The sequence below is a fragment of the Acinetobacter sp. YH12117 genome (genome assembly GCF_013418865.1).
Lineage (GTDB): Bacteria > Pseudomonadota > Gammaproteobacteria > Pseudomonadales > Moraxellaceae > Acinetobacter > Acinetobacter indicus.
In genome coordinates this window covers 27,533-51,043 of the sequence record NZ_VPBF01000003.1, presented here as the reverse complement: position 1 = coordinate 51,043, position 23,511 = coordinate 27,533, and the positions used below count along the sequence as shown (strand labels likewise).

The window sequence follows — 23,511 nt, the reverse complement described above, 5'->3', positions numbered from 1 at the left end:
TACTGATTAAGGCCTCGATATGTAACACTTTTTTAAAGTGTATTTAAACTACTATTTTCAAAGAGTAGATTTTAGGAAAACTTTACAGGGATTTCAATTGTACTACATTTATTTGTACTCTCTTCTACGTAATTATTTGTAACTCATAGCTTTCTTTCTTATGAAGCAATACTTTTGGCAGATTTTATCAATCAGAATTACAATAAAATTGAATTAATATAAACCAAAAGTTTATGCTTGTTTATTCATATAATATGTTTTAAAACAGTAAGTTATGGTTGATTTTTTTTAATCTTTGGCAATAAATTTAAATTTTTAATTAAAATAAATCAAATTTTGATTGATATTTTTGTTTCAGTTTGTATATTATTGCTTCAGGACCGCTAGAGCAGCGGTAACCGGGTGGATGGCATTCTCCAGAACAACCAGACATTCAACTCAGTTTTGCTGGTTTACATCATCCTAGGGTAGGCCAGTCTTTTTATAAAAATTGAAGGAAATTTATATGAAATTTCAGAAAACGCTTTTAGCAGCAAGCTTGGCAGTAGTAGCAGTATCAGCAAATGCTAAAGTAGCTAATCCAACCCAGCAATCAGAAGGTATTTTTGATGGTGATTATATTTATTCACCTGTATTAAATACTGGTAATAACTGGGTAGACTTAGGTACGGGCACGGTTACAGGAACAACGGGCTCTACAGGATCTGCACAAACTTATGAGATCTTTAATTATAAGACTGAATCTGGTAAGAATGTTGTTAGTTTGACTAAATTAGGTTCTACGACTTCTGAAGGTTACTTTGAGATTGTTACTGACAAAGTAACAGGTCAAAGCCGTTTAGTTGAATACAAAGGTGGCGATGTTCTTTTAAATACTTTGTCTGATGGTGGTCAGTTGAGTGATGTAACCACTGGTACAATAGTTACTGGTTATGAATTAAAAGAAGTTAATGATGAACATCTGATTTATGGCTATCAAGGTAATGTTGGTGCAGCAAACAGAATTCTTGAGGGTGCATATATTAATCCAGAAGGTGAAACTGAAGAGTTTGAAGGTACTTTAGTGCAACCAGGTGCTTCTGTAAGTAAATATGTGAATACGGGTATTATTGGTAACACTGGTGCTTACAATGCTGCTGGTCAGCCAGTTGATGTATCTAAAAATATTTATGGTGTAAGTGCTAAAGATGGCAACAATTTTGTTGCATTAACAGGTAATGGTATTGCATTAGCTGATCTTAGCTTAGGCACTCTTCAGTATGACGGCAGTGTTATTACAAATGAAAAACAAGTAGGTGCAGCAAATAGTTCGACATTAAAAACTCGTCAATATACTATTAATGGTCGTACAATTCTTGAAGTTTATAATGATGACGCTGGTAATGAAGTTGCTTCAAAATTCTATGCAGCAACTGAAAATGCTGATGGTAATTATACACTGGCAGGAGTTGCTGATGTAACAGCAGCAGATGTAGCTGATTTATTACCAACTCGTACAGGTACAGCAACATATACAACTGGTAAATTTGAACAAGCAGTTGTTCATAATACAATTACTAATAAAAATGTAACTTATAGCGAATCGGTTACATCTGTAGATAAATCTAAACTTCAAGCAGGTATTGTAAAAACTACTGGTGTTACTGGTGCTACTGCAGTCGCTAATGAAAACGTTGGTGAGGCTACTATCAAAACTACTCAATCAGTTTCAACTGGTGTGATTAATAAAGTAGATGACCAAAACGTTTATGGCGTTGAAGTTAAGAAAACGACTGTTGATTCAGAAGGTAAGCAAACTACTGCAACAACAAAAATCACTGCTGACTATGTTGACTCTGGTGACTTCCGTATCAATGGTGTAAGTATCGTTGATAACATTAAAGAGTCTGTTGATGGTGCTGTAGCTGGCGCTACTGAAGCTATCGATGCTAAAGTAGCAGAAGTAGATTCTAAAATTGTTGAAGTTGATTCTCGCTTAACTCAGTTTAATACTACGGCTGCTAACTTAAATTCACGTGTTGATCAATTGAATCAACGTGTGGATGATGTTGAGAAAACATCTTACCGTGGTATTGCAATCGCTTTAGCGGCACAACAGCAAATTCCAAATATCGGTGCAGGTCAAATGGCTGTATTCGGTGGTGTAGGTCACTATGAAGGTGAATCAGCAGTTGCATTAGGTCTAGCAAATGTATTTGCAAATGGTAAAACTTCGCTAAGTGCTGCACTGGGTGTTGCAGGTAGTAGTGAAGTGGGTGGCCGTATTGGTCTATCACACGTTTTCGGTGGTAAATAATTTACCAATTTGAGAATGGATTAAACACAGAATCCCCGCATTTGCGGGGATTTTTTTATAGGGGTAAGGATTTATAACCCTATAAAATATCTTGGGGATCTGTCGCATAAAATGTAAGAAATAGATAAGTGGTTCAAAAATAATTAAATGTATGATGATGTTTTGTATTAAATTGGTAGGGCTTAATGATTAAGCTGGGGAAGAGATGAAAGAACAAGAACACCAGATCATTGTGTTAATTTATGATGCCGCGATGGATACGCGTTTGTGGCCACAAGTGATTGAAGCCATTGTGCACTACACCAACAGTAAAACTGCGATCTTTACCGCTTTGGACCAGTTGAGTCCAAGCTATGACTTTGTGCATACCTATAATATTCCTCAAGTCTGTATTGATGCCTATCAGGATGAGCGGATTAAAGTCATTGATATGAAACTGCATGCGCCGTTATGGCAGCAAACCGCGGTAGGAGACACCATTGAGCAAAACTTACAGTCTTATGGCCAGATGCCAGGCACTGATGAATATATCTTTTATGAGCGTTGTCTGGAACCAACCGGGATTTGTCATATCGCAGCAGTCTTACTGGATCAGGGCCAGCATCGTTGGGCAGTTTTAGGCATTCACCGGGCACCAGATGCTCAGCCTTATAGTCCGGAAGAACATGAATTTCTTAGGCGAATCGGTAAGCATTTACGCCGGGCACTACAAATTCATCGGCAGCTTTGTCAGGCCAAGCAGCAGAAACTGGCTTTAGGCCATATTTTAGATCACTTAAAAACGGGCGTGCTGCTACTCGATCAGCAGTCCTGTTTAATCTATTCTAATAAAAAGGCTCAAGCAATTCTTAATCGCTCCAGCCTGATTGAGCTGGACCGTTATAATCATTTAAAAGTGGGCCGCGGCTTTCAGGCCAAACTCGATCAGCTCATTGAGGGGGCAGGTTCGGACTTAAGTCAATGGAGTAAAGAACCAGGCGGGGTGATTGAGCTGACAGCAGCTGATCAGAGTACCTTAATGCTAACGGTGATTCCTTTTAATTTAAGCCAGCTAAAAAATACTGAAGGACTACCAGAACAGGCCTATGTCGCGGTTTTTGTGACTGAAACCGGGCAGAAATATTATTTAGCCAAAGATTATTTAAAGCAGCAGTATCACTTGTCGAATCGGGAAGTTGAGTTATGTGAGGTGCTGATTAATGGTTATAAACTTGAAGAGATTGCAGAGCATTGCAAGCTGACGTTAAGCTCGGTGCGTACCTATTTTAAGAATATTTATGAAAAAACCGGGTGTACATCGCAGATTGAATTGATGCATTTATTAATGGGCTGTACCATTCATTTTGAACATATTGGTTAAAGCTGCCTAAGTCTAGCTTAGACAGCTTCTAAGAGTTTTTAGTTACTACGTTGTAGGGTGAAAGTGTCTTCGCCTTGCGGATGTAAGGTTAGACTTGTTCCTGAGATGCTATAAGTTGCATTAACTTTACTGCCATCCCAAGAGTCTTGTAATCCACCACATTCATTGGTGTCATATAAGACTTCTGTTGGTGTAAGCGTATTTGCTGTAATGGATAACTTACCATATTCAATTCCAGGCCAACCGCAATCGTCACCACCTTCTCCATCTAGGAAGAAGTAGTAATTATTGTCAAAGAAAGCAAAGAGTTGAGTTTCTGAGAACTTCCAAGTGCCGACTAAACCAGATGATTGTTTTACACGTGTCAGTTTATATGTACTATTTGCACCAGGTTCATGCAGAATTAAATAAGTGCCATCCGAGCTTAGAGTGTAGGGTTTACCATCACTAGCATGAGACAGACCTGCTGTACCATTTGTATCGTGAGTAATAGTTGGCTCAAAGCTGTTGTTTAAAGGGTTCCATAGAAGCGAGCCTAATTCAATCCCTGCTTGACTTTCAGCATCTTTTGGAGAAGCTTGTCCGAGTATATAATTACCATTCGTTAATATGTGTATCACTGCTACACTATTATTTTCATGCAATTGCCATGTGCCTGCGATATCTTTATAAAAAACTTGTTGTTGTTTAATAACGATTTCATCAGGGCTTACTAAGACTTGATCATTTAAGAGGTTAGTTTCTGAAATTTGAGTAGAGAAATTCTCAAAGGGTTGATCGAAAGTAATGCTAGGAATGTTTTTTAACTTCTCAAGTATTTCATCACTAATTTGCACTCCATCAGTATCAGGGTCTGAATCTAAAGCATCAATAAAGCTGAGTAGATTCTTTTGGGCAGTTTCATCTGTGAATAAATCTGCAGGAGAAATATTATCCTGAGCTGTAACTAGTCCACCAATTTGTACACCACTAATACTGAATTGAACTTTATCTCCAGATTGGTATTTAAAAGTTTTATTCTCTTCTGTAAGTGTGCCACTTATACCAGAACTGGTTTCATAGCTTACATTATCGACAGAACTATTTAAAAAAGTACCGTAATTCTCAGTGGTTTGATTTGATGGTGGTGGATTCTGATTGCTACCAGAATCATTGTCTGAACCGCCACATGCACTGAGTAAGCCTGCTAAAGTTAAGCATAATAAAGTTTTTTTCATCACGAATTCCTTGTTATTCAAATTGTCATGTCTGCAGTATAGAAATTAGATGAGTTTAGGTGCTATCCCAAAATTGGGAGGGTATAAGCCAAATATGTGAGGAATGATGGAGAAACAAGCATATTTTTGTGACAAAACTGCATTTTTTGATAGGTCGTCATAGAAGATCTATTTAGCTGTGGTAATTTGAGAAACCCTTTTAAGCTTTCTGATTTTGCTGATAAATTTGATGCTCTAGCAAGACTTAAATAACAACGCTGCCACCGAAAAGTGATCCTGTTTTATGCTGTCAAAATTTTTTATTGAACGTCCTATTTTTGCTGGAGTCCTGGCCATTATTGTCATGGCGTTTGGTATTTTTTCCACTTTAGGTTTGCCGGTCGAGCGTTATCCAGATATTGCACCACCCCGCATTACCGTGAGTGCCACTTATACTGGAGCTTCGGCAGAAACAGTGGAGGAGAGCGTGACCCAGGTGCTGGAGCAGCAGATTCGAGGGCTGGATCATCTGCTGTATTTTAGCTCGAGCAGTGATTCTTCGGGGCGCAGCCGTATCAGTATCAGTTTTGAAAATGGCACAGACCCAGATACCGCACAGGTGCAGGTGCAAAATGCGATTAACAGCGCCATTAACCGTTTGCCTGAAGATGTACAGCGCCAAGGCGTGAATGTGTTCAAATCTCTGGGTGATACCCATATGGTCATCGGGTTGTATGACAGCGCTGGTCACAGTTCCAATATTGAACTGTCCGATTATATGATGACCCATCTGGAACAGGATCTGGCGCGTATTGAAGGCGTGGGTGAGGTGGATGTCTTCGGTTCGCAATATGCCATGCGAATCTGGTTGAATCCTTTAAAACTGAAACAGTATGCCTTGATGCCAAGCGATATTCGGGCCGCTGTTGAAGCCCAGAATACCCAGGTGGCAGCCGGCAGTATTGGCGATTTACCCACCGCAACCGATCAGTATTTAAATGCCAAAGTCACCTCCGGTTCACGTTTAAAAACTGTCGAAGAATTTGAAAATGTAATTTTAAAGTCGGCCCAGGACGGCAGTTTTGTTTATTTAAAAGATGTGGCGCGGGTCGAGCTGGGGGCAGAAAATTATCAGTCCTTTAATACGATTAACGGCTATCCTTCAGCTGCGCTGGGCATCTCCCTGGCCTCTGGCGCCAATGCACTGGCGACCTCGGCTTTAATCCAGCAGGAAATTGATCATCTCTCCAAACAGTTGCCTGAAGGCTACAAGATAGTCTATCCACGCGATAATACGCCGTTTGTGAAGGAGTCGATGAAAGAGGTGGTAAAAACCCTCATTGAAGCGATTATTCTGGTGGTGATCGTGATGTTCCTGTTTTTACAGAACTGGCGCGCTACCTTAATTCCGACCATCACCGTACCGGTGGTGATTTTAGGTACCCTGACAGTGCTGTATGTGCTGGGCATGACCATCAATACCTTAACTCTTTTTGCATTGGTACTGGCGATTGGCCTGCTGGTCGATGATGCGATTGTGGTCGTAGAAAATGTTGAGCGTTTGATGCATGAGCAGCAGCTTTCAGCCAAACAGGCGGCAATCCAGTCGATGCAGGAAATTAGCGGGGCACTGGTCGGGATTACCTTGGTGCTGACCGCGGTGTTTATTCCGATGGCATTTTTTGGTGGCTCGACCGGGGTCATCTACCGTCAGTTTTCCATCACCCTGGTGGCCGCGATGTCCTTATCTTTGCTGGTGGCACTGATTTTAACCCCGGCCTTATGTGCCTTAATTTTAAAGCCAAAGCAGAAAACCGCCCGATGGGCCGCCTGGTTTAATCAGAAACTGGAAAATCTGAAACAGCATTATCTGCGTTCTTCAAGCTGGACCCTGCAACATCGCACCATCTCTCTGGTGATTTTTGTGGCTTTAATCGGGGTATTTGCCTTGTTCTATCGAGCCTTGCCGACCAGCTTTATTCCAAGTGAAGATCAGGGCATGCTCACGGTACAATTTAAATTGCAAGAAGGCGCGCCCCTGTCAAAAAGCCGTGAAGTTGGGGAAACGATTCGTGCCTATTTTATTGCACAGGAACAGGCCAATGTTGATCTGGTGATGATTCGCTATGGCCGTAATTTCTCAGGTACTGGTCAGAACTTGGGGCAGGGCTTTATTGCGCTGAAACACTGGGATGATCGTCCGGGCAGTGACAATGCTGCGCAGGCAATTCGTGAGCGGGCCATGCAGCATTTCCAGCGTCATCCGGATGCGCAGATTATGATTGGGATGCCGGCCTCGGTGCGCGGTTTAGGCCAGACCGATGGCCTGCAGTTTTGGCTGCGAGATTTAAATGGGCAGGGCCGTGATTATCTGGAGCAGCAATTCCAGAGCCTGCGCAGTCAGGCCGACCGTTATTCCAGCTTTGCCAATCTGGATAAAAAATCCAATCCGGAAAAAGCCGAGCTGAATGTCAATATTCATCAGAAACAGGCCATGGCCAATGGCCTGAGCCAAGGCGCGATTAACAGCACCTTGTCGGCGGCATGGGGCGGCAGTTATATCAATGACTTTATTGATCGTGGCCGGATTAAACGGGTGATTATGCAGGGTGATGCCGAGTTCCGTGCCACCCCGGAAGATTTACAGGCCTGGTCGGTGCGTAATGCCAACGGGCAGATGGTGCCATTTGGTAATTTTTCTACCCTGAGCTGGGGTGGCGGACCAGAAGTGGTGAACCGGTTTATGGGCTATACCGCACTGGAAATGGAAGCCGATACCGCAGCCGGTGCCAGCTCCGGTCAGGCCATGCAGGATATTCAGCAGCTGGTTGACCAGCAGGACGGTGTTGATCTGGCCTGGAGCGGCTTGTCCTTTGAAGAAAAGCAGTCCAGCAATCAGGCTTTATTGTTGTATCTGGTATCAATTGGTTTTATCTTCCTGTGTCTGGCAGCGCTGTATGAAAGCTGGACCATTCCAACTGCGGTGATGAGCGCGATTCCACTGGGTATTGGTGGTAATATCCTGTTCAGCTACCTGGCCGGGTTCCCGAATGATATCTATTTCCAGATTGCACTGCTGACCACCATCGGCCTGTCCTGTAAAAATGCGATTCTGATTGTCGAGTTTGCTTCGATGGCGCAGCAGCAGGGGCGCAGCGCCGTGGAAGCCGCACTGGAAGGAGCGAGTCTGCGTTTACGTCCTATTCTGATGACCTCGCTGGCCTTTGGGGCCGGGGTCATTCCGCTGGTATTTGCCTTTGGTGCCGGTGCGGTCAGCCGTCAGGAAATTGGCGTGAGTGTGCTGGGTGGAGTGATTTTCGGTACGGTTCTGGTGCTGATCTTTATTCCCTTTATGTATGTACTGGTGCGTTCGATCTTTAAACTGAAACAGGCCTGATCCGCCGGGTTTATACAGAGAAAAATGCTGCTGCTTCAGGGACACTGCGGCAGCACGCAGATGCAGTGCAAATCACTTTACATTTTAAAAAATAACCAAGAATAATGATGAGAGTTTATGCTGAATCCTTTTGAACTTCAGGCACTGGAACAGGCCATTTTGCAGCAGCATCCAGAGCGGGTACAGACCCTGATTGCGCATATGAATCCGGCCGATTTGGCGGTCTGGATTGAACAGCTGTCGCTGCAAGCGCAGGTTCGATTGATTCCCACCCTGGAGCAGGCCGCGCTGATCTTTGAGTTTTTGCCAAAAACTGTGCAGGCGCAAATTGCCGAACAGCTGGACCCAGCCGATTTGTTGCAGCTGATGAGTGCCATGCATTCAGATGACCGGACCGACCTGTTTAAAGGTTTGAGTCCGACGCTACAGCCGTGGATTCTGGCCGAGCTGGCCCCGGAAAAACGTCAGCAAATTCAGCAGCTGGCGGCTTACCCGGAAGAATCTGCCGGGGCGATCATGAGTTCGGATTTTGTGACTTTATCCCCAGAGCTGACGATCCAGCAGGCGATTGAACAGTTGCGTCAGGTGGCGGCAGACCGGGAAACCCTGTACCTGATTTATATTGTCGATGCGCTACAGCATCTGCTCGGTGTGGTGTCCTTGCGGCAGATTATTCAGGCCGCGCCAGAGGTACAGCTGCAGCATCTCATGACCACGGATCTGGTGATGGGCCAGGTCGATGAAGATCAGGAACAGATTGCCTGGAAGCTGGCGCATTATGATTTTCTGGCCTTGCCGATTGTTGATCAGGCGCAGCGTCTGGTCGGGATTGTCACCTATGATGATGCCATGGACATTGTCGAGGCCGAAACTACTGAAGATATTTTAAAATCCGGTGCGATTGAATCCTTGCCCAACCTGAGCCTGAAAAATGCACCAATTTTATCTTTATATCGCCAGCGCGTGTTCTGGCTGGTATTTCTGGTGTTTGGCAGTTTGCTGTCCGGTTTTGGGATTGCCCATTTTGAAGAGATTATTGCCGCGCATATTGTGCTGGTGTTCTTCTTGCCCTTGCTGGTCGGTAGTGGCGGGAATGCTGGGGCGCAATCGGCGACCTTAATGGTCCGTGCTTTAGCCACCGGCGATGTGCATTTTCGTGACTGGTTCTATCTGCTCGGGCGGGAAAGTCTGGTGGCGCTTTGTTTAGGTGGCACCATGGCACTGGCCGTGTCGGTACTGGGTTATGTGCGTGGCGATTTGATGGTGGCGGTGGTGTTGGCCTTAAGTATGCTGGGCATTGTGCTGATGGGCTGTCTGGTTGGCATGAGCCTGCCGTTTATTCTCAATAAGCTGAAACTGGACCCGGCCAGTGCGTCGGCACCTCTGGTGACCTCAATTTGCGATGCCAGCGGGGTGGTGGTTTATCTGTTTATTGCCTCACAGCTGTTGTTTTAGCCTGTATTTACAAAGCAGTAAAACGTTTGAGCAGCGCGCTCGAGTATAGTAAAAACATGACATAAATAGATAAAAATCAGGTTGATTCATGACAGAGCTGCACAGCACCAAACCCAAACTTTCCCGGCAAGAGGTGATTCGCCTGGAGCGTGATCTGGCCAAGTTTGCCAATATGATGGATTCGGTGGTGCGGATTCCGTTTACCAAACAGGGCGTGGGCGCTGATGCGGCTTTAAGTACCATTCCGGTGGCCGGCGATCTGGCCGGTTTTGTGTTGACCTGTTATGCAATTTATAAAGCCAAACAGGTCGGCGTGCCACAAGCCAAGCTGAATCCGGTCATGAAACTGGCGGTTATGGATGCGGTGGTAGGCTTTATTCCGATTGCCGGGACGATTTTTGATATTTTTATTCGCCCTAGCCGTAAGGCGCTGGATATTGTGCATGATCATATCCGGCAGGAATATGATATCCAGAGTGACCATCATGTGGTGCATCCTTTCTTGCATGAAAAACTGGAGCAGAAGCAGCAATATTCGGCATTCTGGCGTAATCCTGTGGTGGCCTGGCTGTGGATTCATCTTCCTGATTTATTAGGCCTGTTGTTCCTGATCATTCTGGTGGTGGCGACCTTGGCCGGGCTGCAATGGGTCTGGCAGTGGATGCAGGGTTTAAATCTTTAAGTAAGCTGTCATCATTCCAACCAGTATCTATCACGCATAAAAACAAAAGCCTCCATATGGAGGCTTTTGTCTATTTAACGGTTGGGCATTATTATTAAGGCAGGTTTAACTGCTGTAATGCCGCCACACGCTGTTCAATGGTCGGGTGGGTCTGGAATAACGCTGCCAGACTAAACCCTTGTTCCTGACCGGCAGAAATCGCGAAGGCTTTCATTTCTTTTGGCATTGCATCTGGCATTTCAGATTCGGCCTGTAAGCGTAACAGGGCAGAAATCATGGCCTGTTTGCCAGCCAGACGGGCACCCGCTTCATCGGCGCGGTATTCACGTTGACGCGAGAACCACATCACAATGGCCGAAGCCAGAATACCAAACACGATATCCAGCACAATGGTAATCACGAAGTAGGCAATGCCTGGCGCTTCGCCATCTTCACGGCCAAATACGTTACGATCAATGAAATCACCGGCAACACGGGCAAAGAACATCACGAAGGCGTTGACCACACCCTGGATTAACGCCAGCGTAACCATGTCACCATTGGCCACGTGACCAATTTCGTGCGCCAGTACGGCACGTAATTCATCTTTGTTCATACGCTCCAGCAGACCGGTTGAAACCGCCACCAAAGCATCATTCTTGTTCCAGCCGGTTGCAAAGGCATTCGACTGATAAGAAGGGAAGATACCCACTTCTGGCATTTTAATGCCAGCACGTTGCGACAATTGTGCAACTTCATTTAATAACCACGCTTCAGCCTGGTTACGTGGGGCATTCGGGTCAATCAGCTCTGTACCGGTGGTTTTTTTCGCCATCCATTTAGACATGAACAGGGAAATTAAAGAACCGACCATACCGAAGACAAAACAGATGACCAACAGGTTGCCTAGATTTAAGCCACCCGCGCCATGGTAACTACCGACACCGAAGAGTGACAAAATAATGCCAGCTACAACCAGTACCGCGAGGTTGGTTAGCAAGAACAAACCAATCCGCATCATTGAGTAAATCCTCTTAAAATGAAAATGTAATCTGATTCATAAATCATGCAAGTAAATATGCGGTGAATGTATTAAAAATTCAAGAAAAAATCGTGAAAATCAACAAAAAATCATCTTAGTCCGAAATGGTGATTCGGGCTGCAGCAGAGGCATGTGCCGTGGCATAGGAGCGGACTGGTGCATCGGTAAAGCTGCCATCTGCGGCAACAATAATTTCACGCGATGGGCGTGCAGGCTGGGCTGCAGTTAAATGCGAACCAGAAGAAAGCGTATTGGATTGGGCCAGTAACGGTCCCTGATCGCTACTGCTGACACCACCGGCATACAGATTGTGATAACGGCTGGTCACGCGGCGCACATAGTCCTGAGTTTCACGGAAGGGCGGAATGCCACCGTATTTGGCGACATTGCCTTCACCGGCATTATAACCGGCCAATGCTAAGGATGTATTACCGTTAAAACGTTTTAGTAACCAGGCCAGATATTTGGCCCCGGCCATAATATTTTCATAAGGATCGTAGGCATTAGAAACCTGAAAACGTTTGGCAGTGGCTGGCATCAGCTGCATTAAGCCTTGGGCCCCGACCGGAGAGCGGGCATTGACATTAAAGCCGGACTCGGTATGCATGACGGCTTTAATCAGCCCAGATGAAATACCGTGGCGCTGCGCGGCCTGCTGGATAATATGGTCAAAGGCATTTTTATTGCGGCTATAGCTTGGTAAGACCGATGCTTCAGAGCTGCCCCAGTTGCTATAACGGTGAATATTGCTATCGGGATAATACGTCACTTTGACTTTTTTCAGGGACTGGTCTGAACTTTTACGATTGGTCAGCAGGGTACTGCCATTATTGTCTTTATAGACATAAATCTGTCCGGCATGACTGTGCGATGCAACCGCAAGCAGCGTCACACATCCCCAAAAAGCCAGTTGTTTAAAATGTAATCTTTTATACATTATCGTATTCATTATGGTAACGAAGTTCATACTGTCCCCAAACAGGTGGTTTGAGTTTAACAAAAAAAACATTGATGAAAAGAGTCTTTACATTTATTTCCCCGTTTACTTTGTAAAAATCAAGCCCTGTTTGCTGACAGAACAATCAAAAAAAATATTTATTTTTTTTTATTCTGGTCTGCTTGACACACTTAAATCATTGATTTTAATTGGGAATAAAATTGATTAAAAAATGATCGATTTAAATAGAAGCCTTCAATTGCAGGCAAGTGACCTTGTCAAGTTGTTTTAAATCCACAAAGTTATCCACAGCTTTTGTGGAAAACTGTGGAAAAGTCCAAAAGATAAGCATCTTGCTCAAAAGATGAACGCAAACGTTCAAATTAGCATAAAAATAAAGACAGCGAGATGACAAAAAATGACAAGCAGGAAATTACATTCTTTTGATGCGTGCCGGGACTGAATCGGCTAAAATTGCGCGGTATTTTTTTTATGGGTAAATCTCGTCTATGTTCTCGCCAGTTGAGTCCGATCAAGGATTTAATTTTAAACCAGAACTGCCAACCAGCTCTGCGTATTACCGTTTGCTGAAAAAGCTGCGTCGCCAGGTGGGTCATGCCATTCGTGATTACAAGATGATCGAAGACGGTGACAAGGTCATGGTGTGTATTTCGGGTGGTAAAGACAGTTATACCTTACTGGATATTCTGTTGCAGTTTAAACGTATTGCCCCGATTCATTTTGATGTAGTGGCGGTGAATCTGGACCAGAAACAGCCGGGCTTCCCTGAAGATGTGCTGCCGCGTTATCTGGAAGAAAATAATATCCCGTATTATATTCTGGAAAAAGATACCTACAGCATTACCAAGCGTCTGACCCCGGAAGGCAAAACCTACTGTGCAGTGTGTTCGCGCCTGCGTCGTGGTTCACTGTATGGTTTTGCCCAGGAAATTGGGGCAACCAAGGTGGCACTGGGGCATCATCGTGATGATATTCTGGCGACTTTCTTCCTGAACCTGTTCCATGGCGGCAGCTTAAAGGCGATGCCACCGAAGCTGTTATCTTCCGACAAGAAGAATATGCTGATTCGTCCACTGGCTTATGTGGAAGAAAAAGACATCATCAAATACGCGCAAATGCGCCAGTTCCCGATTATTCCATGTAACCTGTGTGGTTCGCAGGAAAATCTGCAACGTGCGATTATCAATGACATGCTGCGTGAATGGGACAATGCCCATCCAAAACGTCTGCACAGTATTTTTGGTGCATTGCAAAATGTATCACCATCGCAACTGGCAGACCGCGAGCTGTTTGACTTTGAAGCACTCGATAGCGAGCGCGAGTTTGACTTTAAAGGCAGTTATTCGCACGAGAATGAAGATGGTCAGTCCAACCGCATCAACATGGTCAATTTAGGCTATGCAGCTGACTAAATAGTCAAAAAAAGCATTGAACTTCAGTTCAGTGCTTTTTTTATATATTTGAATTATTTCAATATTGTATTAAAAATATAAAATTTGAACGCATCGTACAAAAAATCTTAGCCATCTTTTATGATTACATGCTATAACAGGTCACAAGCATCATTGCTTCACAAAAATGTTGTCTGGACAGGCGACACAAATGAACAAATAAATTGAGGAATAATCATGCCTGCTTTTTTATCTGATGATTGGTTTGCAACCGTAGAGAACCTGACGGCTCAAGCTGGTGACTTAAATTTACCACCTGCGCTTGCGAATCTTGCAATTAATTTGGTTGTTACGGATGCTTCAGGCAATACAGAATTAGCTTTAGACGGTGGCAAAATCCAGAAAGGATTGTCTGCAAATGCAAAAACAACCCTGAATATGGATGCTGAGACCTTACGTAAAGTGTTCCTGGAGTTTGATATGGCTGCAGCCATGCAAGCCTTCATGACCGGTAAAATCAAAGTACAAGGCGATATGTCTCAATTAATGGCATTGCAAACTGCAAAACCAAGCCAAGAGCAAAAAGACCTGTTCAAAAACGTTTTGGCGCAAACCACCTGATTGTGACCCGACACAAAAAAGCTTACCCGAAGGTAAGCTTTTTTTTGCCTTGAAGATCAACGGTGAAGCATTTAAATATTCACCAGCTGCGGCGTGGTCTTGATGTGTTCCAGATAGGCACGGATACGGGTCACGTATTGTAAGGCCTGACGATAACGTCCGTTCTTGGCTTTATTGCCGTCTAAGTAAGCATACAGGTTGACCCAGTTGTTCGGGTTTTTACCGGTGGCCTGAATACGCTTCTGAATCTGGCTCACGGCACCCGGACCCATGTTATAGGCCACCAGTGCATACCAGTTACGGTCTGGAAACGGAATATGCTTATAACGGTTCAGCATCAGGTTGTAATACTTGGCACCGCCCTGAATGCTCTGGGTTGGATCGGTACGGTTACTGACGCCCATAGCTTTGGCTGTGCTGTTGGTCAGCATCATCAAACCACGAACACCGGTTGGTGAAACAGAGTTCGGCTTTAAGTACGATTCCTGATAACCAATGGCCGCCAGTAAATGCCAGTCCAGATCATACTGCTGCGCAGTGCGCTGGAAGCTGGCCTTATATAAAGGCATGCGATTGCTTAAGTCACGCTGGATAGTATTCCAGGATTCCTGCTTAACCACATTCTGGTTATAGAACGAGGCCAGCTGGTTGATGGCACCGCTTTGTTTGCCACGGCAGACAAAGGCACTGGCGGTCTGGCTCAGCGGATCATCGGCATGTTTAAATACCCAGTTTAAATTGCTGTTTAGGCCATTTTTCTGCAAGGTGTTTAAATCGCCACAGGTGGCCGAAAAACCGGTCAGATGCTTGTTTTCAATGCTCTGAATACTGGCAGTGGTCATGGCAAAGTTGGCTTTACCTGACGCCACCCATTGCAACGCTGTCGCATTGTCCGGTACGGTTTTAAACTCGAGTTTGACATTCAGGCTATGCGCATAGTTGCGCACCAGGTCATAACCAAAGCCATGCAGATGCTGACTGTTCTGAAACACGGTGGTCGGATTCGAAACAGAAACCACGGTCAATTTATTGTGATTGACCACGCGATCAAACTGATACGCTGCTTTACTTGCATTAATACTATGAAACGGAATTAACGCACTGCTTAATACTAAGACTTTTAAAGGGAGAGAGTTGAAAAAAGAGTGAAGGCCAAGCCTCGACCCAGAAGTTGAACTACTGTGCATGTTGTCTCCGCTACAAGTAATTTATGCCCTACAAAGCAGGAGGCAAAAGGCCTCAGACTTTTTCAAGTTTGATAAATTCAATAAGAGGGTGGGCACTCATGACGTCATTCAAAATGACATGGGATGAAAGATAAAAAATGTGGCTACGCCACACAGGTTAAAAAATGATCATAATTAAAAGATGTGCGCATAATAAAGACCAAAATTTGAGTTGTCAAATTTTGTCCATAAAAAAATAAAAAACTGTTTCATAAGTAAATGATTCTATTTAGGAAAAATATTTTATAAACTTTAAAAGTGGAGTAATTGGGGAGAAGGCAGCAGTTTTTGGTAAGCTACAGGCATATTTTTCTGCTGTTAAAGGCCATGAAATCGAGCTTAATTACCCGTGGTGGACATGACAAACTGGTCGCGGAACTTCAGCATTTGTGGCATGAAGAACGCCCTGAAATTACCAAAAAAGTGAACTGGGCGGCCAGTCTCGGCGATCGTTCGGAGAACGCCGATTACCAATATAACAAGCAGCTGCTGCGCAAGATTGACCGTCGGGTACGTTACCTCGGCAAGCGGCTGGAAGAGCTGCGAATTATTGATTTTTCACCTGAACAGGAGGGCAAGGTCTATTTTGGCGCTTGGGTCGATATTGAAAATGATGATGGCGAGCAGAAAACCCTAAGAATTGTCGGGGTTGATGAAATTTATGATCATCATCCACAACATATTTCAATTGACTCGCCAATGGCGCGCGCCTTGCTGGGCAAAAGTGTGGATGATGAAGCAGTAGTGCAGACGCCATCAGGTGCAAAACACTGGTATATTGTCGACATTCGCTATGAAAAGTTTGAAAATTCAGCAAATTAAATGATTTTGATTTTATTTTGTACAGTCGGTTGCGAAAACCTGGAAAAATATTTGCCAAGTTAAAATTTTCTTTATATGATAGCCGCCATTGGAAGCGTGGCAGAGTGGTTTAATGCACCGGTCTTGAAAACCGACGAGGGTGTGAGTCCTCCGTGAGTTCGAATCTCACCGCTTCCGCCAAATATCTAAATAAGCCCTTGTTTTTACAAGGGCTTATTTTTTGTCTGTAGTTTTACCCCTCAACCTACCCCTCATAAAATTTTGGATGTGACAAGCAAAAACAGGACGATTCAGGATAAGATAGGAAATGAGTATAAAAAACGTTAATAATTTTAAACTCATTTATAGCTTTGAAAAGATATTTTTAATATATAAAAAAGGGTTCACGAATGAACCCTTAGGCCGAAATAAAAAAGACTATAGGTTAAACATTGCCTGTGTATTCTTTCCACACATAAGTAATACCATTGCCCTTATAACGATAAAAACGAAGTGGCTCATGTACTCGTTCGATGAGTTGTGACCATGCTTTTTGAACTAGTCCTTGTCCATCGTAACAATGAAGGTGCTTCGGTTCTGGAAGAATACCTTGAAGCTGATAATCTGAGCAGGTTAGTTCCCACTGTTCTTTTAGCAACGGCAAATAATCAATTTTATCGCCGAGGATGTAAATGAATGCTTGTGCTGTTAGCTTATGATCCAGTCCTTTAATGATGCGCCAGTGAATATCAAAAAGCCTGCCTCTTAGCTCTGGTGCTGTATGTAGCCACTGAAAGTATTTTTTCAATACTTTTGCTGAATCTTTCTCGGCTTCCTCCTGGGTTTGGTAATGAGGAGGATCAATTTGAGAAATAAAAGGCAATTCTAAGAAAATACAATTGGCTTGCTCTTGTGTTTGCATAACACGTCTAAAGAAAGCTTTTTGTTCATTGCGAAGTTTTTGTATTTCTGCTTCATATTTATTCGTCTGAAGTTTTGCCTTGGCTGTATATAATTCAGCACGTAAACGCTGGAATAAACTTTCCCAAATATGATTAGGGACTTGATGTACTGATCTCATCAGTTGTGAGTTTTCAACAGCAAATTTATGGAAAACCCTTAAATAAGGATTTGTTTCAAAGCCATCAAAAAGATCGATAAAATAGGAAAACGGTGATATCTGCTGGAGAGCAAAATAGCACAAAGAGTTCATAAAAGGATGTGGATAAGCTGCAGTTGGTTTAGGAAAAACCCTAATTCTGTCATGTTCTAACTGTTTAAGAAAATCAATTAATCCAAATGCTCTTCTCCCAAAGCCTTCATCGGCATATGTCCATCGTGTTATTACATTCTCAGATAGTAAATCCACATGGTTGTTTGGATAAACATTTGACACAGCATGAGTTGACTGCAAGCATTGAGGTTGAGGACGGTGTAAGGGTAATTGCTTCATAGTAAGAATCTCAGTAATAAGGTTAAATAGATTTGTAGTATTGAGTTAGATTAGGACGACCCATACCTTTCTTAATATGGGGTAATAAGCCTGTATTGAGCGTTTTAACGCGCGCTAAGCTGCTATGTAAGACATATTGTTCGAACTTGGCAAAGTAGCGAATCACCTTTGCAATATTGTCGTATTTGGTCTGATCATCACGGTCAATGATGCCTATAGCATCGTATTTGTACTTCTTACGATTCTTACTGGTATTACAATTAAAATAGCTGTGTTTACCGCCAATTTGACTGTCCCACAACTCACCAATCATTCGACCTAAACTAATGTCTTCTCGATGTTTACGACCACAGAAAAAGAAAAAACAATGAATATGTAAAGCCTGATCTACGCCATATTCCATTTTTGAAACATAGCCTTTTAAATGCAGGGATTTACTGCGACGCAGTTTCTGTAAAATCGTATGGAAATGCTTTACGATTTGTTGAGGAGTAAAATGTTTTTTATCTGCAGGTAGATAGAGATCAACCCGAACACCCAATAAACGTGAATAAAGGCCACGTAACTTATCAATGTATTTCTGAACCTTTTTTTCACCCCTTTTCGCTACTTTGCGACGGTCATTCACACGCTGTAGATATTCAGGCGAATGTAACTGTTCAAAAAGCACTTTAATAAAGCGATTTAAGATTACTGCTAAAGAAACCTTATGTCCTGTCAGTCTACCATTTGCATCTACCTCATTAAGTTCCTCATATGGATGCTCAATTAAGTCATAAATAAAGTCTAGATATGGTTTTAAGGCCTTATCTAACGCAGCCATAACAGCCTCAAGCTGTTCACACTTTATATTCACCCATACAGCTGTTCGCTTGGAATTAAGTAAGAATGAACGAAGCAATTGCTTTATTCTGGGGTGAGTCAATTCCCAATGTTTTCGATTGAAAAGGGAAATATCCTCTTTATTTTTTGGCTGATACAGACTGTATAGGGAGGTAGCCTTTTGCTTAATTATTTCATCACATAAACTAATAGCGATGGTGCATGCAGCTACATTAGGGTCTATTAGGTGGTTAAGGAATTGATTGAGAGTCTGAGGACTAGGTAACTCATCGTGCTTGCTATCACTTTCTGAGTTTAAGAGATCTTCTAGTTCAAATTGCTCATTTAATTCATCGTCATACCCAGATAGGACTTCTTCAGACTCATTTAATAGGTCTGTTTCAATTTGAACTGATAAACTTGGTATTGGGTCAAAAGAATCTTTAACCTCAGTTTCTTTGATCTTAGGATAATGAATGTTATTATCGTTCATAGATATAACTCCAATCGGTAATAAAATACTGATTGTTGCCATCTAACCTATAGTATGAGCAGAGACTAAGTAAGATAAATAATCTTTATTTATAAAATATATAAATATTAATAAGATACAAATATATTGATCTAATTATAATCTTATAGAAGCCACCCATCAGAATTAGAGACAACAACTGTCTACAAGGGGACTTGGAATCCAGCCCCTTTCGGTAAAGTCGATAGATTTGTGGTTTACCTGACTGAAAAGATAAGCACTTAGAGCCTATGCTTTCTTGGAGAGCAGCCAGTGGTTAATTTCATGTTGAAGCCAGCCTACTGCGGCTGTTCCAAGACGCACGGGTTTGGGGAAGGTAGGATCATGCCTTGGGGATCGTTGGTTAAGCTTTTCATATATCGTGCTGCGAGATAATCCGCATGTTTCAATGACTTTTGGTAAACGAATGATTTGTATCGTTTGATTCTTCATATTATCCATGATCGAACTCCATAGGATGAGTTGGTTTTGGTTCGATTAAATTGTGATTCATGGTGAATATATTTTTTAGTGAAAAAATAATATATTATAATCTGTTGAAAAATATATGAAAAAATGGTGGAAAGTGGATAGGGAATATTGTTCGGTACGTTTTATGCGGATGCTGAAAACGATAAATATCATTCATGATATTCAAAAATCTGATGAATTTAGAGATTTTTATGATTGGCTGCGTGATTTCTACCAAGTTGAAATTAGTGAATTTATAGGTGATGTCTGTGGTGAATTCGAGCTGAAAGAAGGAAACTCTTTAAATACTTTAGATTTTAAAAAAACAGTACAAGGGTATGTTTTTGATTGCCTTCAATATGGGCGAAATAAAATCAATCAGGGTACCGAAGCTTTTTTGATCAATCATCTAGGTAATGATTTATTTGTAAAGGAAATGGATGAGCTTCGATTAAAGTTTAAGAAAAAGTTAAGTGAAGATGAGCAGCTAAAAGAAGCTTATATCAAACTGACTGAACATATTGATATACGTTACTTAGTGCTCTACCGTTTTAATCCGGAACGTCTATTCTTAACCTGGATTAGTATTGAAAATTATTTTTCCAGTCTAAACCAGCGCACAACGCGATTAAATCATGATGAGTATTTAAAAGGACAAGAATTTGAAAAGAAAATTTATGAGTACTTACATGATTTTGAAATTTTAGCTAAAAATAAAGGATATGAAATAGGACATGTATCAATTGCAGATTTAGCTCTGTTTACAGGGGAAGCAGATAAGAAGGATTACTTAACGTTTCGCTTAGCGGAAGACTTTAAGGTTCCAGTGGTTGACGCTTTGTTAGATTATTTGGAGTTTGCAAAATTTAAACTGCATGATACAGCTGCATCTATAAATGCTCCTAATTCGAATAATCCACGTTTAGAGCAATTACATCGAATTATCCAAATACTGAATGCAGAAAAATCTAAAAAAGCATCCCAAAAAGGAGCGGGAGTTTTTACTTTGCTCTGTTATACAGTCTATAAATTAAGGGGCTATGATGGTGCGGCACAATCTTTTGAGAATGAAAGTGATTTAAAAAAGGGATTTTTAGATTACTTGGCTAATTTACTTCAGTTGGTAGGTGTTCACTATTCTTATAACGCTACTGTAAAAGCAAAATCTAACCTAAAGTTGACTATATATTTTACAGCTTCGGCGATTCAAGAGAATCTTTTTGCTCTGTATTTTGAATTTTATTCTAAAATTAGTACATCACTTCAATTGTCTGATGACAAGATCAATGTTGAAACAGGTCTGTTTGAGCCCAGTTTTGTGGATTTAGTTACTAATTTTGACCTTAATAAGGAAGTCAATCAGAACGTATCATTTAACCGCGGAATAAAGCTATGTTCTATCAATGTAAATCAACTTAATACCAAGATAAGTGATGAAAAAGGGAAAGCTTTTAGTTTTGCAAGTTTGTATATGGTTAAGTAAGAAAAATCTTTATTTTTCTAAGATCAAGACTCATCTTTACACCGACCTAGGCTGACTATATGGCGCACTTTTAGTGCCTCAACAGCTATACTGCTGACCAGATATGTTCAGCAGTTTCACTTAGGGTAACCTTAACTTTTCCGTTAATAAATGATGCTATATTTAGCCTCTCGAATAGCTAAAACTTATAGGTGTAGGTCAAGCCACTATTGGTACTGATCGTTACTTCACGAACATACTCAGCAGCACAGCCCAGATAAATTTGCGCTACAGAACCATAACGCATATTTTTATAGTCATAGAAACCTTTGGTGCCACAATTGCCACGGTTGATCGAAACACCAGTTAAAGTCGTGGGATCGTTATTTAGAGAAACAATCATCAGCTTATCTACGTAGCCTGTCATGGTATGCTGTGATGGATCACGACGGACACTTAGCTCAAACTCTTCTTGGGGCGCTTGCTCTACAGCTTCAAAAGCAGGATCGTCTGGATCATATTCTACCATGGTGGTCCTAAATTCATCCTCCGGTAAAGCTTCATCTGTTTGTGCGGTAGTATTTTCAGCAGAGCTTGTTTGCGTTTGGGTATCTTTAGACTTTGGCGCATCATTGTCTGAATTACATGCCGTTAAAGTTAGCAACAGTACGCTGGATAAAAAAATAGATGGAATACAATTCATTATAAATACCTGTTCTTAAGCGAATATCGTGATCTACAGGGTGGAGGCCACTCTTGTATATTTAATTGTTAATAAAATTCTTAAGATTAATAAGCTTGAGGATTACTCACCGATCTTTTTAAATACATGCTCGATAGGGGTGTAGTTATTCAGCGTAAAATCAAAGTGAATTGGCTTTTTAAATGCGACATCAAATTTTTTTAAGCGAGCATTTTCGATACCGTTGAAATGCTTTCGTTGAAAAGAAATCGTACTCGGTTCAAGTATTGCAATAGGCTCATTTAATAAACCAGTTTGAGTATTGATAGCTTGATAAATGACTAAACTATCTAACTCTAATTTATTCCGATTAAAGTTAAAAATATACCCGACATATTTCTGTCCATCAGCCGTAATAATATTTTTTGCTAACTCTGGCGTGGATGGGGCTGTGAAATTTACGATCAGTTCAGATGAAAAATTCATGTCCTCAAAATGTAACTTTTTCGAGTCAGCATCATAATAAACGAAGTTATCAATCGGGCCACTTGGACGATCATTGGGCGTATAGCTGCTCGTCATGAACAAACTTTGTCTAGAAGTCGCATTTAAACTCATTTCTAGAAGTTTTAAGTCATAGTTTAAATTGGCATTTTTAGTATCCAGTTCTTTTTGAAGGGTCTGAATACGTTGTTGATATTGCTCTGTACTTTCAAACTGATCTTTTTGCGGTGGCTTAACTTGCATGGTCGATCTTATATAATTGATCGCGGTATCATGCGCTGCACGCAAGGAATAATCGTCACCTAAAGCAAAAGTGAATGCAGGAAATTGTTGACCTGTATGCCCGATGACCAGAACTTGATTGTTTTTTAAAGCCAGAACACTTCTTAAATCATTGAGAGTGGTTTGGAAATTCACGCAATTTAGACAATTTTCAGCAGTATCGTCATTTTCAGCAAACATCTGTAATCCAGAGATGGTCTGATACGGCGGATAAAAAGAAAAATAGCCCTCATCTTTGATTAATTCCTGAAAGTTTTCTCCCGTTTTAGTGAGCGGAGTCGTAATTTCATTTCGGGCGATAATCAAAGGGGAAGACACGGCCTGTGCGGGGGTATCATCATTCAATGACATTTTTTCAATACTTTGAGTCAGTTCTTCATTTTTTGTATCATTCTGTGGTTTTGAACAGCCTGCTAAAGCTAGGCTAGTCAGTAGTGCAATTGAAATGTATTTCATCCTGTTATTTCCCCATCAAATATTTTTAAAGTTTTAAAAATGAATTATGAAATTGACTGTAATTTCAAATACATATTATCTGGCTGTCACAGGCTCTAGTTATGTTATTACTGAGCGCAATGAGAACAGATCAAATTAGCTGTGCGATAAATTTCATCATATTGTTCCAGCACAAAGCAGCCCCTGAATTAAAAACTCAGTGGTTGATCAGTGTGATGAAATGAATCAGTGCACAGGGCAAGACCATAAAGTTGGAATCGGGATGAAATACCAAAGTTTGGGAGGGTATGAGAATGAAGCGAGTGCAGGGGAAGCACATAAATTGAATAGCGTCATAGATGACTCCTAGATGTATAGAAGTTCTACCAAATTACTGCTAAATAATGGTGGCAGAACGAAAAGGGGTTAGCAGACTGGACATCTAGAACCAGCACGCGCGAACGCGTCCCCCTCCCGTTCTACCG

General features: G+C 41.9%; 18 protein-coding genes and 1 tRNA gene. 10 read left to right on the top strand and 9 right to left on the bottom strand.

Annotation, left to right across the window (positions count from 1 at the left end; all coding sequences use genetic code 11):
- Positions 1 to 505: 505 nt before the first annotated feature.
- Together FTU55_RS02150 and FTU55_RS02145 are read left to right on the top strand one after the other, a co-directional pair.
- Complete coding sequence (locus FTU55_RS02150; RefSeq protein WP_180046070.1) at positions 506 to 2,296, top strand: YadA C-terminal domain-containing protein; 1,791 nt, start codon at positions 506 to 508, stop codon at positions 2,294 to 2,296.
- A gap of 205 nt (positions 2,297 to 2,501) precedes the next feature.
- Positions 2,502 to 3,656 carry a LuxR C-terminal-related transcriptional regulator gene (locus FTU55_RS02145; protein ID WP_180046068.1) on the top strand — a complete coding sequence of 385 codons (1,155 nt, stop codon included), beginning with the start codon at positions 2,502 to 2,504 and terminating at the stop codon, positions 3,654 to 3,656.
- Positions 3,657 to 3,694: 38 nt separating this feature from the next.
- On the opposite strand, the gene FTU55_RS02140 is transcribed toward FTU55_RS02145, so the two are convergent.
- Positions 3,695 to 4,873 carry a hypothetical protein gene (locus FTU55_RS02140; RefSeq protein ID WP_168381651.1) on the bottom strand — a complete coding sequence of 393 codons (1,179 nt, stop codon included), beginning with the start codon at positions 4,871 to 4,873 and terminating at the stop codon, positions 3,695 to 3,697.
- A gap of 283 nt (positions 4,874 to 5,156) precedes the next feature.
- On the opposite strand from FTU55_RS02140, the gene FTU55_RS02135 reads away from it, so the two are divergent.
- The 3 genes from FTU55_RS02135 (at position 5,157) to FTU55_RS02125 (ending at position 10,386) form a co-directional block, all read left to right on the top strand.
- Positions 5,157 to 8,249 carry a multidrug efflux RND transporter permease subunit gene (locus FTU55_RS02135; RefSeq protein ID WP_180046066.1) on the top strand — a complete coding sequence of 1,031 codons (3,093 nt, stop codon included), beginning with the start codon at positions 5,157 to 5,159 and terminating at the stop codon, positions 8,247 to 8,249.
- Between the two features lie 117 nt (positions 8,250 to 8,366).
- Positions 8,367 to 9,704: a magnesium transporter gene (mgtE, locus tag FTU55_RS02130; protein WP_005176359.1), complete on the top strand. Its 1,338-nt coding sequence runs from the start codon at positions 8,367 to 8,369 to the stop codon at positions 9,702 to 9,704.
- 88 nt (positions 9,705 to 9,792) lie between these two features.
- Positions 9,793 to 10,386 carry a DUF4112 domain-containing protein gene (locus tag FTU55_RS02125; protein ID WP_005176362.1) on the top strand — a complete coding sequence of 198 codons (594 nt, stop codon included), beginning with the start codon at positions 9,793 to 9,795 and terminating at the stop codon, positions 10,384 to 10,386.
- A 94-nt stretch (positions 10,387 to 10,480) separates the two neighbouring features.
- Here FTU55_RS02125 and htpX read toward each other — a convergent pair whose 3' ends face one another.
- Positions 10,481 to 11,386 (bottom strand): protease HtpX, encoded by a 906-nt coding sequence (htpX, locus tag FTU55_RS02120; protein ID WP_005176364.1) that lies wholly within the window; start codon positions 11,384 to 11,386, stop codon positions 10,481 to 10,483.
- A gap of 115 nt (positions 11,387 to 11,501) precedes the next feature.
- Entirely contained in the window at positions 11,502 to 12,344 is an 843-nt protein-coding gene (locus FTU55_RS02115) for a lytic transglycosylase domain-containing protein (RefSeq protein WP_034597413.1), read from the bottom strand.
- 509 nt (positions 12,345 to 12,853) lie between these two features.
- On the opposite strand from FTU55_RS02115, the gene ttcA reads away from it, so the two are divergent.
- Both ttcA and FTU55_RS02105 read left to right on the top strand, forming a co-directional pair.
- Positions 12,854 to 13,777 (top strand): tRNA 2-thiocytidine(32) synthetase TtcA, encoded by a 924-nt coding sequence (gene ttcA / locus FTU55_RS02110; protein ID WP_005176370.1) that lies wholly within the window; start codon positions 12,854 to 12,856, stop codon positions 13,775 to 13,777.
- Between the two features lie 216 nt (positions 13,778 to 13,993).
- Positions 13,994 to 14,377: an SCP2 sterol-binding domain-containing protein gene (locus tag FTU55_RS02105; protein WP_016659963.1), complete on the top strand. Its 384-nt coding sequence runs from the start codon at positions 13,994 to 13,996 to the stop codon at positions 14,375 to 14,377.
- A gap of 71 nt (positions 14,378 to 14,448) precedes the next feature.
- On the opposite strand, the gene FTU55_RS02100 is transcribed toward FTU55_RS02105, so the two are convergent.
- Entirely contained in the window at positions 14,449 to 15,564 is a 1,116-nt protein-coding gene (locus FTU55_RS02100) for a transglycosylase SLT domain-containing protein (RefSeq protein ID WP_005176374.1), read from the bottom strand.
- 366 nt (positions 15,565 to 15,930) lie between these two features.
- Here FTU55_RS02100 and greB point away from each other — a divergent pair, with 366 nt between their 5' ends.
- Positions 15,931 to 16,425: a transcription elongation factor GreB gene (gene greB / locus FTU55_RS02095; RefSeq protein WP_005176376.1), complete on the top strand. Its 495-nt coding sequence runs from the start codon at positions 15,931 to 15,933 to the stop codon at positions 16,423 to 16,425.
- Positions 16,426 to 16,515: 90 nt separating this feature from the next.
- Positions 16,516 to 16,605, top strand: a tRNA-Ser gene (locus FTU55_RS02090).
- 244 nt (positions 16,606 to 16,849) lie between these two features.
- Here the strand turns inward: FTU55_RS02090 and FTU55_RS02085 are convergent.
- From FTU55_RS02085 to FTU55_RS02075, 3 genes are all read right to left on the bottom strand, one after another.
- The gene (locus tag FTU55_RS02085) at positions 16,850 to 17,857 is read right to left on the bottom strand and encodes a hypothetical protein (RefSeq protein WP_180046064.1); all 1,008 of its coding nucleotides are present in this window, start codon (positions 17,855 to 17,857) and stop codon (positions 16,850 to 16,852) included.
- A gap of 22 nt (positions 17,858 to 17,879) precedes the next feature.
- A complete protein-coding gene (locus tag FTU55_RS02080) occupies positions 17,880 to 19,172 on the bottom strand; it encodes an inovirus-type Gp2 protein (RefSeq protein WP_180046062.1) in 1,293 nt (430 codons plus the stop codon).
- A gap of 267 nt (positions 19,173 to 19,439) precedes the next feature.
- The gene (locus FTU55_RS02075; protein ID WP_180046101.1) at positions 19,440 to 19,643 is read right to left on the bottom strand and encodes an AlpA family transcriptional regulator; all 204 of its coding nucleotides are present in this window, start codon (positions 19,641 to 19,643) and stop codon (positions 19,440 to 19,442) included.
- 115 nt (positions 19,644 to 19,758) lie between these two features.
- Between FTU55_RS02075 and FTU55_RS02070 the strand changes: the two genes are divergently transcribed.
- A complete protein-coding gene (locus FTU55_RS02070; RefSeq protein ID WP_180046060.1) occupies positions 19,759 to 21,144 on the top strand; it encodes a hypothetical protein in 1,386 nt (461 codons plus the stop codon).
- A gap of 178 nt (positions 21,145 to 21,322) precedes the next feature.
- Here FTU55_RS02070 and FTU55_RS02065 read toward each other — a convergent pair whose 3' ends face one another.
- Both FTU55_RS02065 and FTU55_RS02060 read right to left on the bottom strand, forming a co-directional pair.
- Positions 21,323 to 21,826: a hypothetical protein gene (locus tag FTU55_RS02065; protein ID WP_180046059.1), complete on the bottom strand. Its 504-nt coding sequence runs from the start codon at positions 21,824 to 21,826 to the stop codon at positions 21,323 to 21,325.
- Between the two features lie 102 nt (positions 21,827 to 21,928).
- The gene (locus FTU55_RS02060) at positions 21,929 to 23,047 is read right to left on the bottom strand and encodes a hypothetical protein (protein ID WP_180046057.1); all 1,119 of its coding nucleotides are present in this window, start codon (positions 23,045 to 23,047) and stop codon (positions 21,929 to 21,931) included.
- Between the last annotated feature and the right edge of the window lie 464 nt (positions 23,048 to 23,511).

Excerpts from the sequence above, each read along its gene's own strand:
- FTU55_RS02150 (WP_180046070.1), top strand. The coding sequence starts at position 506 with ATGAAATTTCAGAAAACGCTTTTAGCAGCAAGCTTGGCAGTAGTAGCA.
- FTU55_RS02145 (WP_180046068.1), top strand. The coding sequence starts at position 2,502 with ATGAAAGAACAAGAACACCAGATCATTGTGTTAATTTATGATGCCGCG.
- FTU55_RS02140 (WP_168381651.1), bottom strand. The coding sequence starts at position 4,873 with ATGAAAAAAACTTTATTATGCTTAACTTTAGCAGGCTTACTCAGTGCA.
- FTU55_RS02135 (WP_180046066.1), top strand. The coding sequence starts at position 5,157 with ATGCTGTCAAAATTTTTTATTGAACGTCCTATTTTTGCTGGAGTCCTG.
- mgtE (WP_005176359.1), top strand. The coding sequence starts at position 8,367 with ATGCTGAATCCTTTTGAACTTCAGGCACTGGAACAGGCCATTTTGCAG.
- FTU55_RS02125 (WP_005176362.1), top strand. The coding sequence starts at position 9,793 with ATGACAGAGCTGCACAGCACCAAACCCAAACTTTCCCGGCAAGAGGTG.
- htpX (WP_005176364.1), bottom strand. The coding sequence starts at position 11,386 with ATGATGCGGATTGGTTTGTTCTTGCTAACCAACCTCGCGGTACTGGTT.
- FTU55_RS02115 (WP_034597413.1), bottom strand. The coding sequence starts at position 12,344 with ATGTATAAAAGATTACATTTTAAACAACTGGCTTTTTGGGGATGTGTG.
- ttcA (WP_005176370.1), top strand. The coding sequence starts at position 12,854 with ATGTTCTCGCCAGTTGAGTCCGATCAAGGATTTAATTTTAAACCAGAA.
- FTU55_RS02105 (WP_016659963.1), top strand. The coding sequence starts at position 13,994 with ATGCCTGCTTTTTTATCTGATGATTGGTTTGCAACCGTAGAGAACCTG.
- FTU55_RS02100 (WP_005176374.1), bottom strand. The coding sequence starts at position 15,564 with ATGCACAGTAGTTCAACTTCTGGGTCGAGGCTTGGCCTTCACTCTTTT.
- greB (WP_005176376.1), top strand. The coding sequence starts at position 15,931 with ATGAAATCGAGCTTAATTACCCGTGGTGGACATGACAAACTGGTCGCG.
- FTU55_RS02085 (WP_180046064.1), bottom strand. The coding sequence starts at position 17,857 with ATGAAGCAATTACCCTTACACCGTCCTCAACCTCAATGCTTGCAGTCA.
- FTU55_RS02080 (WP_180046062.1), bottom strand. The coding sequence starts at position 19,172 with ATGAACGATAATAACATTCATTATCCTAAGATCAAAGAAACTGAGGTT.
- FTU55_RS02075 (WP_180046101.1), bottom strand. The coding sequence starts at position 19,643 with ATGAAGAATCAAACGATACAAATCATTCGTTTACCAAAAGTCATTGAA.
- FTU55_RS02070 (WP_180046060.1), top strand. The coding sequence starts at position 19,759 with ATGAAAAAATGGTGGAAAGTGGATAGGGAATATTGTTCGGTACGTTTT.
- FTU55_RS02065 (WP_180046059.1), bottom strand. The coding sequence starts at position 21,826 with ATGAATTGTATTCCATCTATTTTTTTATCCAGCGTACTGTTGCTAACT.
- FTU55_RS02060 (WP_180046057.1), bottom strand. The coding sequence starts at position 23,047 with ATGAAATACATTTCAATTGCACTACTGACTAGCCTAGCTTTAGCAGGC.